This window comes from Mesorhizobium sp. RSR565B (genome assembly GCF_054719465.1).
In genome coordinates this window covers 650,120-665,607 of record NZ_JBTTIE010000001.1, presented here as the reverse complement: position 1 = coordinate 665,607, position 15,488 = coordinate 650,120, and the positions used below count along the sequence as shown (strand labels likewise).

Annotated in this window: 14 protein-coding genes; 7 read left to right on the top strand and 7 right to left on the bottom strand. The window is 64.1% G+C overall.

Annotation, left to right across the window (positions count from 1 at the left end; genetic code table 11):
• Positions 1-24: 24 nt before the first annotated feature.
• Positions 25-924 carry an SMP-30/gluconolactonase/LRE family protein gene (locus tag ACYG9R_RS03370; protein ID WP_023702216.1) on the bottom strand — a complete coding sequence of 300 codons (900 nt, stop codon included), beginning with the start codon at positions 922-924 and terminating at the stop codon, positions 25-27.
• 104 nt (positions 925-1,028) lie between these two features.
• On the opposite strand from ACYG9R_RS03370, the gene ACYG9R_RS03365 reads away from it, so the two are divergent.
• From ACYG9R_RS03365 to ACYG9R_RS03335, 7 genes are all read left to right on the top strand, one after another.
• Entirely contained in the window at positions 1,029-1,748 is a 720-nt protein-coding gene (locus tag ACYG9R_RS03365; RefSeq protein WP_023747506.1) for a FadR/GntR family transcriptional regulator, read from the top strand.
• A gap of 1 nt (position 1,749) precedes the next feature.
• Positions 1,750-2,952: a mandelate racemase/muconate lactonizing enzyme family protein gene (locus ACYG9R_RS03360; protein ID WP_023702214.1), complete on the top strand. Its 1,203-nt coding sequence runs from the start codon at positions 1,750-1,752 to the stop codon at positions 2,950-2,952.
• A gap of 23 nt (positions 2,953-2,975) precedes the next feature.
• Positions 2,976-3,953 carry a sugar ABC transporter substrate-binding protein gene (locus ACYG9R_RS03355; RefSeq protein ID WP_023692778.1) on the top strand — a complete coding sequence of 326 codons (978 nt, stop codon included), beginning with the start codon at positions 2,976-2,978 and terminating at the stop codon, positions 3,951-3,953.
• A gap of 87 nt (positions 3,954-4,040) precedes the next feature.
• Positions 4,041-5,018: an ABC transporter permease gene (locus ACYG9R_RS03350; RefSeq protein WP_023702213.1), complete on the top strand. Its 978-nt coding sequence runs from the start codon at positions 4,041-4,043 to the stop codon at positions 5,016-5,018.
• Positions 5,019-5,021: 3 nt separating this feature from the next.
• Positions 5,022-5,753 (top strand): ATP-binding cassette domain-containing protein, encoded by a 732-nt coding sequence (locus ACYG9R_RS03345; protein WP_023702212.1) that lies wholly within the window; start codon positions 5,022-5,024, stop codon positions 5,751-5,753.
• Positions 5,754-5,765: 12 nt separating this feature from the next.
• On the top strand, positions 5,766-6,521 hold the full coding sequence (locus ACYG9R_RS03340; RefSeq protein ID WP_023747504.1) for an SDR family oxidoreductase: 756 nt from the start codon (positions 5,766-5,768) through the stop codon (positions 6,519-6,521).
• A gap of 3 nt (positions 6,522-6,524) precedes the next feature.
• Positions 6,525-7,394, top strand: a complete 870-nt coding sequence (locus ACYG9R_RS03335; RefSeq protein WP_023702211.1) for an aldose 1-epimerase — start codon at positions 6,525-6,527, stop codon at positions 7,392-7,394.
• A gap of 4 nt (positions 7,395-7,398) precedes the next feature.
• Here ACYG9R_RS03335 and ACYG9R_RS03330 read toward each other — a convergent pair whose 3' ends face one another.
• The 6 genes from ACYG9R_RS03330 to ACYG9R_RS03305 form a co-directional block, all read right to left on the bottom strand.
• Positions 7,399-7,875, bottom strand: coding sequence for a DUF4189 domain-containing protein (locus ACYG9R_RS03330; RefSeq protein WP_023687219.1), 477 nt, complete (start codon positions 7,873-7,875; stop codon positions 7,399-7,401).
• Complete coding sequence (locus ACYG9R_RS03325) at positions 7,872-8,567, bottom strand: hypothetical protein (protein ID WP_023727661.1); 696 nt, start codon at positions 8,565-8,567, stop codon at positions 7,872-7,874. Before ACYG9R_RS03325 ends, ACYG9R_RS03330 begins: the two co-directional genes overlap by 4 nt.
• Before the next feature lie 13 nt (positions 8,568-8,580).
• Positions 8,581-9,156, bottom strand: a complete 576-nt coding sequence (locus ACYG9R_RS03320; RefSeq protein WP_023670757.1) for an invasion associated locus B family protein — start codon at positions 9,154-9,156, stop codon at positions 8,581-8,583.
• A 9-nt stretch (positions 9,157-9,165) separates the two neighbouring features.
• The gene (locus ACYG9R_RS03315) at positions 9,166-13,743 is read right to left on the bottom strand and encodes a YadA-like family protein (RefSeq protein ID WP_023824210.1); all 4,578 of its coding nucleotides are present in this window, start codon (positions 13,741-13,743) and stop codon (positions 9,166-9,168) included.
• A gap of 1 nt (position 13,744) precedes the next feature.
• A complete protein-coding gene (locus ACYG9R_RS03310) occupies positions 13,745-14,164 on the bottom strand; it encodes a hypothetical protein (RefSeq protein ID WP_023673694.1) in 420 nt (139 codons plus the stop codon).
• A gap of 233 nt (positions 14,165-14,397) precedes the next feature.
• Positions 14,398-15,333: a helix-turn-helix domain-containing protein gene (locus tag ACYG9R_RS03305; protein WP_306413643.1), complete on the bottom strand. Its 936-nt coding sequence runs from the start codon at positions 15,331-15,333 to the stop codon at positions 14,398-14,400.
• Positions 15,334-15,488 lie beyond the last annotated feature (155 nt).

The following is a 15,488-nucleotide window of genomic DNA, read 5'->3' as shown; positions in this document are numbered from 1 at the left end:
GCAAGAATGCCGCATGGCGGGCACCTAACCAAAACGGTTGCTCGGTCGGCCTCGTTCTCCCGGCCGGAGCGCAAAAACGCCGCCCTCGTTCGGATGCGCGTCAAGGTGCTCCGCCGTCATCGTGAAGCGCGCCGAGGTGACGAACAGCGTATCGAGTTTGGCGCCGCCAAAGGCGCAGCTTGTCGGCCAGGAGCAGGGTAGTTCGACGATCCGATCCAGTCGGCCGTCCTGCGCGATGCGAGCAAGGCAGCTGCCGCCGACGACCCGGCAGTTCCAGATGTAGCCTTCGGCGTCCATGCAGGAGCCGTCGGGCAGGCCCCGCTCGAAGGCCCCGAAAAACCGGCGCCGGTGTTCAAGCCGCGATGCGGTCCTGTCCCAAGCATAGCTGTAGAGTTCGTTCTTCATTGTGTCGGCGGTGATGAAGCGACCGTCCGGTGTCCATGCCATGGTGTTGGTGATGCCAAAGCGGTCGTCGGACAGGCGCGTCACGCGGCCGTCGGGAGCAACCCGAAACAGCTGCCCGGCCTCCTGCGTGATGGCGACGGGCGCATCATCCGGTCCGATGTTGTTGGCCATCGTGCCGACCCAGAATGACCCATCGGGCGCGATGACGCCTTCATTCAGCCGGATGTCGGGTCTGTCCGGCTCGATCGTCGCAATCGTTCGGAACTTCCCGCCGAAGTCCCACAAGGCAATCTCGTTCCTGAGGCCGACAATGGCGCCGCCATCGGTGCGCAGGCCGATCGAGGTGACCAGATCGGGTGTCTCCCAGGACTCGTGAACTGAGGTCAGCGGATCCAGTCTGTGGATCCTGCGGCCGATAATGTCGATCCAGACCAGCCGGTCGCAGCGGTCGTCCCAGATCAGGCTCTCGCCGACGACATCACGCGCATCGAAGAGCAGGCCAGCGTTCATATCGTCCATGCGGTTCCTCCAGACCAGCGCATCCAGAACACGCTTGACATATATCTTTCGGATGAATTATCAGCAACTGAATAACAACCTGTCATACAGGTTTAGGGAGAGACATGCAGGATCCGACAGAGACAGCGGCTGAGCCGAATCCCGGCCTTGTGAGCACGGCGATCCAGGCGATCACCCAGCACATTCGCTCGGAGGGCCTTGCGGCCGGCGATCCGCTGCCCAGCGAAGCGGCCATGACGCGCCAGCTCAATGTCTCGCGAACCGTCGTGCGCGAAGCGTTCCGGTCGCTTTCTGCAATGCGCCTGATCGACATGAGCGCCGGGCGCCGCGCCACCGTCGCCAAGCTCGACACCGGCGCCATGTCGATGGTGATCGAGCACGGCATCACCACGCAGCAGATCAGCGTGCATCAGGTCTATGATGTCAGACGCACGATCGAGATGCGCACCGTGGCGCTGGCGGCGCTCCGCCGCACCGAGGCGGAAGCCGCGGCAATCGCGCAATCCGCCAGGCTGATGCGTGAGAATTTCCAGCACCCTGAGATCGTCATGGAGCACGACATCGCCTTTCACGAGGCGATCGCGGCGGCCTCGCACAACCCGGTCTTCTCGCTGATCGTCACCGCCTTCAGCGGGGTCACGCGCCGCACCTGGGTGATCGGCTGGCGGACACGCCCCTCCAGCGAAGACCAGCTCAAGATGATCAAGGGGCACGAGGACATAGCCGAGGCGATCCTCAAGGGCGATCCGCGGCTCGCCGTCGAGCACATGGCGCAACATTTCGACAAGAGCGTCAAGGCGCTCCTCGACGCGGGAATCGCCTGACATGAAGATCACCGCGATCGAGACCATTCGCATCGAGGAGCGGCCCAACCTTCTCTGGGTCGAGGTCCATACCGACGAGGGCATCACCGGGCTCGGCGAGACCTTCTTCCTGTCGCGCACCGTCGAAGCGTATCTGCACGAATATGTCGCGCCACGCGTGATCGGCCGCGATCCGCTCGAGATCGACCTTTTATCCGCCGACCTTGTCGGCTATCTCGGCTTCCGCTCCAGCGGCGCGGAGGTGCGCGGAAATTCGGCCTTCGACATCGCGCTGTGGGACATTTTCGGCAAGGTCACAGGCCAGCCGATCGCTCAGCTTCTGGGTGGCTTCAGCCGTCGCTCCATCCGCACCTACAACACCTGCGCCGGCACCGAATACATCAAGGACGCCAAGGGCCAGACGACGGCCAATTACGGCATCGGCGCCGGGCGCGACTACGACGATCTCAACGGCTTCCTCAACCGCGCCGGCGAGTTGGCCGAGGAACTGCTCGAGGACGGCATCACTGCCATGAAGATCTGGCCGTTCGATCACGCCGCCGAAAAGACGCGTGGCAATGACATCTCGGCGGCCGACCTGAAATCGGCGCTGCAGCCGTTCGAGAAGATCCGCCGCGCCGTCGGCGACAAGATCGACATCATGGTCGAGTTCCATTCGATGTGGCAGCTTTTGCCGGCCATGAAGATCGCCGGCGCGCTGAAACCTTATGCCACTTATTGGCACGAGGACCCGATCCGCATGGACAGCCTCGGTGACTTGAAACGCTACGAGGCGGTGAGCCCGGCGCCGATCTCGGCCTCCGAGACACTGGGCAGCCGCTGGGCCTTCCGCGACCTGCTCGAAACCGGGGCTGCCGGCATCGTCATGCTCGACATCTCCTGGTGCGGCGGCCTGTCGGAGGCGCGCAAGATCGCCGCGATGGCGGAGGCCTGGCGACTGCCGGTCGCGCCACATGACTGCACCGGTCCGGTCGTGCTCGCCGCCTCGACGCATCTGTCGCTCAATGCGCCCAATGCGCTGGTGCAGGAGAGCGTGCGCGCCTTCTACCGCACCTGGTACCGGGACCTGGTGACGGCGCTGCCGGAAGTGAAGAACGGCATGATCACCGTGCCGCCTGGACCGGGCCTGGGGCTGGCGCTCAACCCCGACCTCGGCAAGGCCTACACCGTCCAGCGCCGCGTCTCCGACAAGACCGACATCTAGGAAATCCAAAGGGAGGAATTGAAATGAGAAAACTGACTGCAACACTTCTGCTTGGCGTCGCTATCTTCGGCGCCCAGACCGCCGCGCGTGCCAACGGGTTGAACATCGTCTTCACCCACCATTCGTCGGCATCGAACACCTTCTGGCAGGCGGTGAAGAAGGGTTTTGACGACGGCTGCGCCAAGGTCGAGGCCAGCTGCAACATGGTCTTCACCCAGACCGAGGGTTCGATCGAACAGCAGGTCGCCAACATGCGCGCGGCCCTTGCCGCCAAGCCCGACGCGCTGCTGACCTCGATCGTCGACGACCATGCTTTCGATGACGTCATCAAGGAGGCGCGCGATGCCGGCGTGCTCGTGATCGCCGTCAATGTCGACGACACCGAAGGCGCCAAGGGCAATGCGCGCCAGGCCTTCGTCGGGCAGGGCTTCAAGCCGGCGGGCTATTCGCTCGCCAAGGCTATATCCGAAAGCTTCCCGAAGGATGGCCCGATCAAGGTGCTGGTTGGCATCTCGGCGCCCGGCCAGAACTGGTCCGAGAGCCGTGGCGCCGGCGTGATGCAGTTCCTTGAGGAATACAAGGCCGCGCATGCCGACCGCGATGTGTCGTGGGAGCGCATCGACAGCGGCACCGACCTTGCCGTCACCTCCGACCGCGTCGGCGCCTATCTCAACGCCCATGCGGACACCACCGCCTATTTCGACACCGGATTCTGGTGCGCCGGTGTCGCCCGCGTGCTGCAGGATCGCGGCGTAGCGCCGGGCAAGGTCCTGCTCGGCGGTTTCGACCTGGTGCCCGAAGTGCTGCAGCAGATGCAGAAGGGCTACGTGCAGGCGCTGGTCGACCAGCAGCCCTACATGCAGGGCTTCATGCCGGTGATGGAGGCCTATCTCAACAAGAAGATCGGCCTGGCGCCTTCCGACATCGACACCGGCCAGGGCATCGTGCGGCCGAACGAAGCCGATGCGATCATGGCGCTTTCCGCCCAGGGAATGCGCTGACAGCGCAGCGCCGATGAGCGGTTTTGCATCGGCGGCGCCCGCGCGCCGCCGATGCCTCAACAGAAGTTCGAATTCCTGGAGCCTGACGTGAAGCGTCTGTTCAAGACCTATCTCGAAAAGCCGGAGCTGGCCGGTCTGATCCTGCTCTTGCTGCTGATCATCGTGTTCCAGATCCGCTCGCATGGCGTGTTCCTCAACCAGGACAATCTTCGCGGCATTCTCGGCATCCTGCCGGAGGCCGGCCTTGTTGCCATCGGCGTCACCATCCTGATGATCAGTGGCGAGTTCGACCTCTCCGTCGGCTCGGTGTTCGCGCTGATGCCGATGACGATGGCGGTGCTGATGGTGCACGACGCCCCGTTCCCGCTGGCGCTGCTCGCCGGACTGCTTGTCGCAGCCGCCATCGGCTTCATCAACGGCTACATCACCATCCGCTTCGCCATACCGAGCTTCATCACCACGCTCGGCATGCTGTTCATGGCGCGCTCGCTCACCGTCGTCGTTTCGGGCGGCTTCCCGCCGCTGCTGCCTGCCGACCTGCCGAACTGGCTGTTCACATCCTTCGTGGGCCCCGGCAACATGTTCCGCATGTCCTTCCTCTGGTTTGCCGGCATTGCGGTGCTGACCTCGCTGATGCTTTCGCGCACCAATTTCGGCAACTGGATCAAGGCCACCGGCGGCTTCCCGCCGGCCGCCGCCGCGATGGGGATCCCGACCACCAGGGTCAAGATCATCTGTTTCATGCTCTGTTCGATGCTCTCCGGCTTCGCCGGCATGCTGCAAGTGCTGCGGCTGGGCTCGCCCTTGCCTTCGATCGGCGAGGGCATGGAACTGCAGGCGGTGGCGTCCGCCGTCATTGGCGGCGCTTCGCTCGCCGGCGGTATCGGCACCGTGATGGGCGGCATCATCGGCACGACGCTTATCCGCGTCATCGACAACGGCCTCGTGCTCAGCCATGTCGACGCCAATTGGTTCAAGTTTGCCATCGGCTTCCTGACCATATTCGCCGTCGTCGCCAATGCTTGGATGCGCAAGCGCGCCAAGGCCATCAAGATGGAGGATTGAGCGATGGCCGACGCGATCATCTCCGTGCACAACCTTCACAAATGGTATTCCGGCGTCCATGCGCTGAAAGGGGTGACGCTCGACTTCACCCGGGGCGAGGCGCTTGGCCTGGTTGGGGACAATGGCGCCGGCAAATCGACCCTCATCAACATCCTCTCCGGCGTCCACACGGCGGACCAGGGCGAGATCAAGGTCGAGGGCAGGACTGTCCGCATCGCCAAGCCGCGCGATGCGATGGATCTCGGCATCGAGACGATCTACCAGTACAATTCCATGGTACCGACCATGTCGATCGCCAGGAACCTGTTCATCGGCCGCGAGCCGACCCGGTTTTCGGTCTTCGGCGTCGGCTTGCTCGATCAGAAGAAGATGGCCAGCGAAAGCATCCGCGCGATTGCCAATGTCGATCTGCACCTGCGCTCGCCGGATGCCCTTGTCGGCGAGCTTTCCGGCGGCCAGCGGCAGGGCGTCGCCATCGCCCGGGCCATGCATTTCAAGTCGAAGGTGATGATCCTCGACGAGCCGACCAACCATCTCTCCGTCAAGGAGACGAGGAAGGTGATCGGCTTCGTGCGTGGCCTGAAAGAGCAAGGCATCACCGGCGTCTTCATCAGCCACAACATGCATCATGTCTTCGAATGCTGCGACCGCGTCGTGGCGATGGCGCGCGGCGAAATCGTGCTGGACAAGCGGGTCGCGGAGACCTCGATCGGTGAAGTCCACGGCGTTCTGTAAGAGGTGGCGGCAATGAAAGCCCTTGCCGATCGCGTCGTGCTTCTGACCGGCGGCCTTGGCTCGCTCGGCCGTGCCCAGGCGGTGACGCTGGCGCGGGCCGGCGCGCGCGTGCTGGTGCTCGATCGCCCCGATAGCGAAGACGGGCCAGGGATTGCCTCGGAAATGGCCGTGCAGACAGGCGGCAACGTCGCCTTTGTCGGCTGCGACCTCAACCGGCTTGCGGAGGCGGAGGCTACGGTGGCGGCGCTGGCGGCGAGGGAAGGGGGCATCGACGTCTTGATCAACAACGCTGCCCTGATCATCAACCGGCCGTTCGAAGAATTCTCGCTGACCGAGTATGAGGATCAGATCCGTGTCAACTCTTCGGCCGCCTTCGCCTTGGCGCGGGCCTGCGCGCCGGCGATGAAGGCGAAGGCCTATGGCAAGATCGTCAATTTCTGCTCCATCACGCTCAACGGCCGCTGGGACGGCTACGTGCCCTATGTCGCGTCCAAGGGCGCGATGCTGGGTCTGACCAAATCGCTGGCGCGGGAGCTTGGGCCGCACGGCGTCCGGGTCAACGCCGTGTCCCCGGGCGCGGTTGTTTCGGAGGCCGAGGCGCGGGTGTTCGGCGACCGGCTGGCGCAATACAACGAGTGGATCCTGGAGAACCAGGGGCTCAAGATGCGCATCGAGCCGCATCACGTTGCCGATCTCGTACTGTTCCTCGCATCGCCCGCCTCGGACATGATCAGCGGCCAAAATATCGCCATCGACGGCGGTTGGTAAGGGATGGCCGGCCTCCTGGAACTGCGCGACGACCGCGCCCGTCTGGTCCTGGCGCCGCAAAAGGGCGCGGCGATCGCCCGCTTCGATGCACTGGTCGGCGGCGCAACGGTGCCGCTGCTCCGCCCCGACGATGGCACCGGCGCCTCCGGCTGCCAGCTTCTGGTTCCCTGGTCGAACCGCATCTCAGGCGGCGGTTTCGCCTTCGACGGCCGCTTCCATGCGATCGAGCCGAACGTGCCGGGGGAGGCCTTTCCAATCCATGGCGACGGCTTCCAGAGGGAGTGGCGGATTGCCAGCCACAGCGCCACCGAGGCAGAACTGGTCCTCGACGCCGGTGAAATCGGCCCCTACCGATATACGGCGCGGGTCGCCTATGCGCTGCATGACGGGGCCTTGGATGCCACGCTCACGGTGGAGAATCGCACCGGCATTCGCCTGCCTTACGGGCTCGGCTTTCATCCGTGGTTCCCGCGCAGCGCCGGAACGACGCTCGAGGCGAAGGCGGCGCGGGTCTGGCTGGAGGACAAGCATCATCTGCCGGTCGGCGTGGCGCCGGTGGCCGATTACCCCGCGTGGAATTTCTCGAACGCCTCCCTGTTGCCGCGAAGCTGGGTCAACAACGCCTTCGACGGCTGGGACCGCCGCGCCAGGATCACCCGGCCCGAGGACAGGATCGCCATCTCGCTCACCGCCTCGCCATTGCTCGACGTCTTCATCCTCTATTCGCCGTCGCAGGATGCCGATTTCTTCTGCTTCGAGCCGGTGTCGCATACCGTCGATGCGCATCACGGCAAAGGGCTGACCCCGCTTGAGCACGGCGCTACACTGAGTGCAAACATGCGCCTCGATTGGCGTTCCGCTGCTTCGCTCTGATGCGTCATGTGCACACCCACTCGCGGATCTTGCATTTTTGTCCGTTCCGCTCGCACGCCTGCAGTGTCAGGTCTTCGGCATCCCGGCGTGTTTGCGCCGTCTCGGCGCCCCAACTGGTCAGCCGCCCTTCCGGCTTCTCGCCTACGGCGAGGGCGCCGCAATGCTTGTAGGGAAAGCCGGTATTGTCGTCATCGTCCCAATGGCGATGATTGCGGAATACGCTGACCACGGCGCAGCTGCCGCCGCCGGCGTTCTGGCAATGCTTCAGCGCGATGTCCATCGCCTCCTGCCGCTTGTCGGCGCCCCAAAAGAAGCCGTGCTTCTCGTCGGGGCTCGAATAGGCGATCGCCGCCCAGATGCCTCTCTCCTCCTGGGCCGGCGGCTCGGGCACGTCCGCCGCCGGGGCGAGGTCCGCCGCGCCCAGCCGTCCGGCGCAAAGCAACAGCATACCAATCGCCGCAATGGCGGAATTCACCCTCATTGTACGCCTCCTTGTTTACCTGCTGCCGAGGCCACGGAAATGACGACGCAGCTGTTGCCGGTTGGCAGCAGCATCGCGTTGCCCCCTCCATTGGCGAGTTCATAGACGCTGATTTGTCCAAGATTGTTGGCGAGCTTGCTGTCTTTCGGAAGCAGGGCCGGAACATCGGCGCAATTGGCCGCGAATGGCGCCACCCTGACCATCGTACCTTCGCAAACGGATGCGGTGGGTGCTGCGAACACCAGGCCTGCCGCCGGGCCGCTGTAGCCCTGCGTGGCGTAGTTCATGCCGACCAGGGCTTCCACGAGGTGTTTGTCGGGGGCCTCGTTGTTCCAGATCGACTGGACGCTGTACGTCGTGCCGGTTGTCAGCATCTGCCCAAGGGCTGGGAAAATGTTGGAACAAGACTGCAAGCCTGCCTCTTTGGCGTGTTGCAGAAATGGCGTCTCGGCCAGGGCCGGATTGGGCTGGTTGGTCTCCGCGACCGCCGGCTGCGGCAATAAATTGTGGAGCAGGTCGTAGCGCATGGCCGCGAAGCCGGCCGTGGCGACGACGGCAATGGCGAGCAACGAGAAGACAGCGGTCCTCGCGCGGTTTCGTTGCGGTCTGCTCCGGTCTTCGATGCCGACCCGGACAGCATCCTTTCCCTGGTTGCGGGACATTATCCGGTCATGGATCGATTGCTGGTTCATCGCGATTGCCTCGTCAATTGATCGCCGCAACGGCCGCGGCCAAGCCCTTGAGGGTCGCGGTTACGTTGATCGTCCTGCCATCCGTGGTCGGGAAGGAGATGACGGATGCCGCGGCCTTCGAAATCTGTTCGCGCATGATCGGACCAACCGGCAGCATGCCGACGCAGACGGCCTGATTGCATCCGTCGAGTTGAATTTTTATCGGCTCCTTGCGCCCCTCGAACGTCAGCGAGACAGGAGCGTCGCTCTTGGCGATCGGCGGGGCGCGCAAGATCATGTAGGGGTTGCCTTCCTTGGTGGCGGCAAGCGACCAGCTGAACGCAACCTGTCCTGCCTGGTCCTCGATGATCTGGGTGACATTGCAGACCTTTTGGCGCGCCTTCAGGTTCTCGTCGCAGATCAGCGTCCAGTTCTCGAACGGACGGGTGGTCCGTTGATATTCGCCAAGCTTCGCATCCGCAGGGATCGCTACGTCGGAAGGTTTTACCCTGTAGCCGGAAGGGATTGCTTCCTGCCCGGCCGCTAACGGGCCGGACAGGAGCATTGACGTCATGGATATCGCGACAGCAAGGACTGCCTGCCTGATCATGGCCGGGCTCTAGTTCAGCGTAAGGCTGACGCCCGCGCCGACACCCCAGTGTCCGCCTGCCGTCGTACCGGACAGGTTCGCTCGAACACGTCCTTCCTCGCTGGTGTAGCCGGCGCCGAAGGCCAGGGCGCCTTCACCGCGCCAATAGCCTCCGCCGGCGGCCACGCTCAGCTTGCCGGGACGATCGTCGTAGCGCAGCGAGCCGGCCGCCAAGCCGATTGCCGCAGCCTGGCGCGCCTCGCCCCTGACCTCTCCCATGTCCATGTTGAGCTGGCTGAGTTTGGAGTCCGCATACGCATTGGCTTGCTGCAGCGTGGTGGCCGCCACCTGGTTGGTGTAGTTCTTCGAATTGTCCAGGTTGAGTGCTAAACCGCTGTTGAACTGCTGAACATTGACCGCATCGGTGTTGGCAACGCCCGCCCCGACATTGTGGATGACGACCGGCGTGTTCGGGTCGCCGCCGGCAAGGGTAATCGAGTTGGCCTTGTTGCCGTTCCCGTCCTTGTCGTACTGGACGGCGAACTGATTCAGGTCGCCGACGCTACCCTGCATGGCTTCGACCGCCTGGTTGGTGGCGAAGAGCTGGCTGCCGTTGATGGCGTCGGTGGAGGTGCCGCTGATCCGGCCCGCCGCGACATTGGTGACGGTGCGCTCGTTGCCGACGGTGCCGACGCTGACCGTGCTCGTCGGAGCTGTTCCGGCGAAGGTATAGGCAACGCCGTTGATCGTGGTGCCGGTGGTGGCGACCGCCGCCGCCGTCGTCGAGCCCGCGCCGAGCGCGACGCTGCCCGGCTCGTTGGCCTTTGCGCCGGCGCCGAGCGCCACCGCCTGCGCTCCGTTGGTGGTCGCGTTGGTGCCGAGCGCGATGCTGTCGGCCTGGTTGACGGTCGAGTTCTGGCCGATCGCAATGCCTCCCGGCGCCGTCTGCTGCACGATGGCGCCGTTGCCGATGCCGATGCCATTGTCGCCGTTGACGGTGGTGCGCGGACCGACCGCAACCGAATCGACGCCGACCGCGAGCGAGTCCGCTGCCGTCGAATTGGCATGGAAATACAAGCTCCCGGTCACCGCGAACGAGCTCAGCGCGCCCTTCAACTGGCGAAGCGTGACCGCGTCCTGGTCCTGCGTGCCGTCGGCCACGTTGATGATCTGGCGATAGGAGGTGGAGGTGCCGACCGAGACGGCGCCGAGCAGGCTCATGTCCGCGGTGTTGTAGGGAATGAGGCCGGTGCCGGAGAGGATCGATCCCGATACGGGCGCGACCGCCCGGTCCGAAACCGAGCCGGCGCCGAGCGCCACGCCGCCTATGACGCTGGCCTGGGTGTCGCGGCCGAGCGCCAGCGCATTGTCGGCGCTCGCGGTCGCCTGGTAGCCGAGGGCGGACGAGCCGATCCCTTGCGCGAAGGAGTCCGCGACGGCGAGCGTCCGGTCGTTGGTGCGCACATAGCGTATGCCGTCGCCATTGGCGTCGGTGTAGGCCAGCGAGGTGTCGCCGGTAATGTTGCTGATCGAATTGCCGAGATTGGTGATGTCAGCCGTGTTGGCGGCAATGTCGGTCGTGTTCTGCGTCACCTGCTGGTTGGTCGCAAACAGCTGCGAACCATTGACCGCGTCGGTCGAGGAGCCGCTCAACTGCCCGGCCGCGACATTCTGGATCTGGCGTTCCGCGCCCACCGAGCCGACCGAAAACGCTCCCGCCGGCGTGGTTCCGGCGAAGGTGTAGGCAACGCCGCCGATCGTGGTGCCGCCGACCGCCGTCGTCACGGTCGACACCGCATTCGCGCCGATCGCCACGTCGCCGGCATTGTTGGCCACGGCATTCGGGCCGATGGCAACGGAATCCGTCCCCAGCGCCTGCGAATCCGCCAGCGTCGAATTGGCATGGAAATACTTGATGCCGCCGCCGGTGCTGATGCTGTTGATTGTGTTGCCGAGATTGGTGATGTCGGCGGTGTTGGCGGCGATGTCGGTCGTATTCTGCGTCACCTGCTGGTTGGTGGCGAAGAGCTGCGAGCCGTTGATCGCGTCGGTCGACGAATTGCTGAGCCGGCCCGCCGCGACATTGGTGATGGTGCGTTCCGCGCCGACCGCGCCGACGCTGACGGTGCTTGCCGGCGTCGTGCCGGCGAAGTTGTAGGCGACGCCGCCGATCGTCGTGCCGGCGGTGCCGACCGCCGCGGCGGTTACCGAGCCCGAGCCGAGCGCCACGTCGCCGGCGTTGCTGGCGTTGGCGAGGGCGCCCAGCGCGATTGCATTCTGGGCGCCGGCATTCGCTCCTACGCCGAGAGCGGTCGCTTGAAAGGCGGTTGCAAACGCGTTCTGGCCGATCGCGGTGCTGGACGTGGCTGTGGCGTTGGCATTGGCGCCGACGGCGGTGCTGTATTGGCCCGAGGCCTTTGAGATGTATCCCATCGCCGTTGCGTCAAGCGCCGATGCGACGGCGCCGCTGCCGAAGGCCGAGGCGTTGGCGTCGGAGGCGCTCGAATTGGTGCCGGCCGCGATGGCGTTTGTCCCCGTCGCGGTCGCGACTGGTCCGATAGCAACGGAGTCCGTGCCCGTTGCGGACGAGTCCGCCGCCGTCGAATTGGCGTGGAAATACTTGATGCCGCCACCGGTGCTGATGCTGTTGATCGTGTTGCCGAGATTGGTGATGTCGGCGGTGTTGGCGGCGATGGCCGTCGTGTTCTGCGTCACCTGCTGGTTGGTGGCGAAGAGCTGCGAGCCATTGATGGCGTCGGTCGACGAATTGCTGAGCCGGCCCGCCGCGACATTGGTGATGGTCCGCTCCGCGCCGAGCGCGCCGACGCTGACAGTGCTCGTCGGCGTCGTGCCGGCGAAGCTGTAGGCCGTGCCGCCGATCGTCGCGCCGCTGGTGCCGACCGCCGTCGCGGTCACCGAGCCCGAACCGAGCGCTACGTCGCCGGAGCTTGCCGTCGCCGTCGCGCCGTTGCCCAGCGCGACATTGCCGGCAAGGCCGGCTGCACCCGCCGTCGAGCCATTGCCCAGCGCCACGGAGCCTTGCCCGACGGCCTTGTTGTTGTTGCCGATGGCAACCGCGCCTGCGGCCTGGTTTGCGGCTGTGGCGGTTGCCGTGCCGTCGCTGTTGGCGATGTTGTTGGCGCCGCCGGTGAAGGCGCCGGTGCCGCTGGCATAGCTCGGATCGCCGATGGAGACCGCGCCGTTGCCGTAAGCCGTGTTGCCGGCGCCAATGGCGACAGCCTTGCCGCCCGTGGCCGTCGCGGCCGTGCCGATGGCAACCGCGTCGGCGGAATTGGCGACCGCAGCATTACCGATCGCCACGGCGTTGGTGGCACTGGCCTTGGAGCCGATGCCGAGCGCGGTGCTGGCAATCCCGCTAGCGGCGGCGCTGACACCGGCGGCAAGAGAATTGTCTCCCGTCGCATTCGCGCCGGACCCGAATGAGGAGGCGTTCGCGCCGCTGGCGACAGCCGTGTTGCCGATCGCTGTGCTGGCGGAGCCACTCGCAACCGAGGTAGCACCCATCGCCGTGGCGAAAGCGCCCGAAGAGAGCGAATTGGTACCGATCGCGATGCTGTTGGGCACAGCCGTGTTGGCCTGAACGCCCGCCTGCGCGCCCGTGCCGAATGCGATGGACTGGTTGCCCCATGCACTGGCTCCTCTACCCACCGCTGCGGCGTTCGTTCCCGTTGCTTTGGTCAGGACGCCAATGGCAAGGGCGTTTTGCTGATTTGCTGTGACATCCGTGCCAAGGGCGATGGCGCCTTGGGCCAAGGCCCCTGACCCCGCAACGGTGCGCGCGCCGATATTGATAGAGTTGATATCGGACGCGACCGACTGGAAGCCTATCGCGATGGCGTTTTGACTGCCTGCATTGGCGTTGGTACCTTGGGCAAGGGAATCGATTCCGCTCTGGGTTGCTTGATATCCAAGCGCCATACCGCGCAGGCCACTAGCACTGGACTGATAGCCCATGGCGTATGCGTATTGGGCGCTGGCTACCGACCCGTAGCCAGTGGCGAACGCATAATTGTTGCTGGCCGTGGCGCCGACACCGACCGCGGTGGAGTTCGATCCCGAAGCGTGGGAGTTTGTGCCCAGTGCGCTGGCCCCGGCCGCAGTGGCGTCGGACTGAACGCCAATGGCTACCGTATTGATGTTGTTTGAAATCGCGCCGCCGCCGATCGCCACCGCGCCGCCGGTGCCTGTGGCCTGCGCATCCTGGCCGATTGCCACTGCGTATTGCGTTGACCCGACAGACCGGGTCCCGATCGCAACAGCATTGAGCTGAGAGGCCGTCGCGGCCGGGCCGATAGCGACTGAGCCACTGGCCGTCGCGGTGCCGCCGCCGGCGGCATACTGCGCGGACGCCGGGGTGGCGATGCTCCCGAATGCGATTGCACCCAGCGCCGCTGCCGCAATTCTGCCGCTGCCCAGCGTGCCAAGCCCCAGACATTTGCGTCGCATGCCGAGCACGCGGCACGCGTTGCGCAGCACCGCCATCAGGCGGCGCCGCACCGAGCGGCTGTCGGCCGCGCCCGCGATCCAGTTTCCGACAAAGCTTGAAGAAAGTTCGATCCTTCTCCGCCCCTCGACGCGTTTGGTCATGCTAGTTTTTCCTCGCAATTGCCGAGGCGCTCTGATGTGCCGCACCATTCGCCTCGGTGGCCAAAAAATCTTCGAAATTGCGCGTCTTCTCCCGCAACGAGAGACCGACCTTCGCGCCTTGTTTTTCAATCAGCTGATAGGCGCTCGCGACCCATGGCTGCGTCGGTTCTGGAACCGCATGCAGTGCAGCCTCCGTCCGTTCCGGCGGCAGGTTTACCGCCACCAGCGCGCGGCAGAGATCGAAATGAAATCCCGGATCGCCTTCACCACAAGCCGGAGAGGTCAGTCCAAGCACGAAACAGGCCAGGAGATGGTCGAGTTCCGCAGCGCTGATCCGGCTGGCGTATTGGCGTTGCAGTGCAGCCCAGGCCGCTTCGGCCTTAGGCGCGAAGACCTCGATTTCCGCGAATTGAATGTCCATGGGACAATCCGACATGCTGTATCATCTGGTTGCTCCCCCGCCCCAAATGACTTCAATCGCGACCATGAGCACATTCGCGGTGCAGGTATTTTGGAATAATCCGGAATCTTTGTAGGAAAATCCGGTATTTGGTCCCTGCGCGACAACTGTGACTGCTCTGCCACACAACCTTCGACTATACTGAAGATCAATCGAGGTATCGCCGCGGACAATCATGCGCGCCGCAACAGTCGTTAACGTTGCAGCTTCACCTGCCTGGGGGTTCTGTTCCGGTATCTGGACATGGTGACTGTCAAGTGGCTCTGGTCCGAGAATCCACTGAGATGAGCGACTTCCGCAATCGACAGGTCGCTCTCGATGAGAAGTTTTTCGGCGAAATCGAGACGCAGCCGCAGCAGGTATTTGTGCGGCGGCTCGCCAAAGGTCTTGGTGAATGCCAGGATGAAATGGCTCGGCGAAAGGCCACAGAGTGCGGCCAACTCGGCCACCGCGATTTTGCTGGAAAAATTTACCTCCAGGAATTCGCGCACCCGCCGGGCGCTGCGGTTCGACAGACCGCCCTTTGGGGCTTGTGGCAACTTTCGCGCTCCTGCGTAGTTCCGAAGCAAATGGACGCCGAACATGGTGACCAACGAATCGATATAGAACTCGTTTGGAGTTTCCCGATCCGTCAGTTCCGCCTTCAGCAACTGCGCGAGTTGCAGCGCTTGGAAGTCGACGGTCCCGTACGGCGGCGGCTGAAGCTCGGCATGGCCGGTGTCGAATTCACGCGTTGCCAGCTCGAAGAGACTCTCGGGGGTGAGCGCCACGATTACGCTTTCCGTGGTGGATGACCGGGTCACCTTGCCGCCGAGGTCGGCTGGGACGATCATGATCATGCCGACGTCGCCGTCGTATTCGTGGACTTTGTCGCTGCCCAGCGATGCCGCAATCCCTGGTGAGGGTGTAAGCAGAACCGAAGCGAAATGTTCCGCCGCTTTGAATGTGTGTGATCCCGGCCCATGAACGACATGAGCCGCGCCGCCTCGAAACGTGACCAGGTAGCGCCCCGCGCTTTCCGGAATTCCGTCGAAGATGCGACGATCCGCGCGCCGCCGCTCTGTCCCGGCGCTTTCCTGGACGTTGCCTCTATGTTGCATCTTCGTCTCTGCCACTGCTGCGCCGATCAATCCAATCCTGTGCTGTATCGAGGCGCCCAGAATTCACGTTTGCTCCTGGGCGTTCCTTCGAATCCTACAGATGCTGCTTTATATTGCAAAGAAGAATTTGAGCTCAAATGAAAATTTTACCAGAATTTTGACTATAAATTTACAGGTTTGAATTT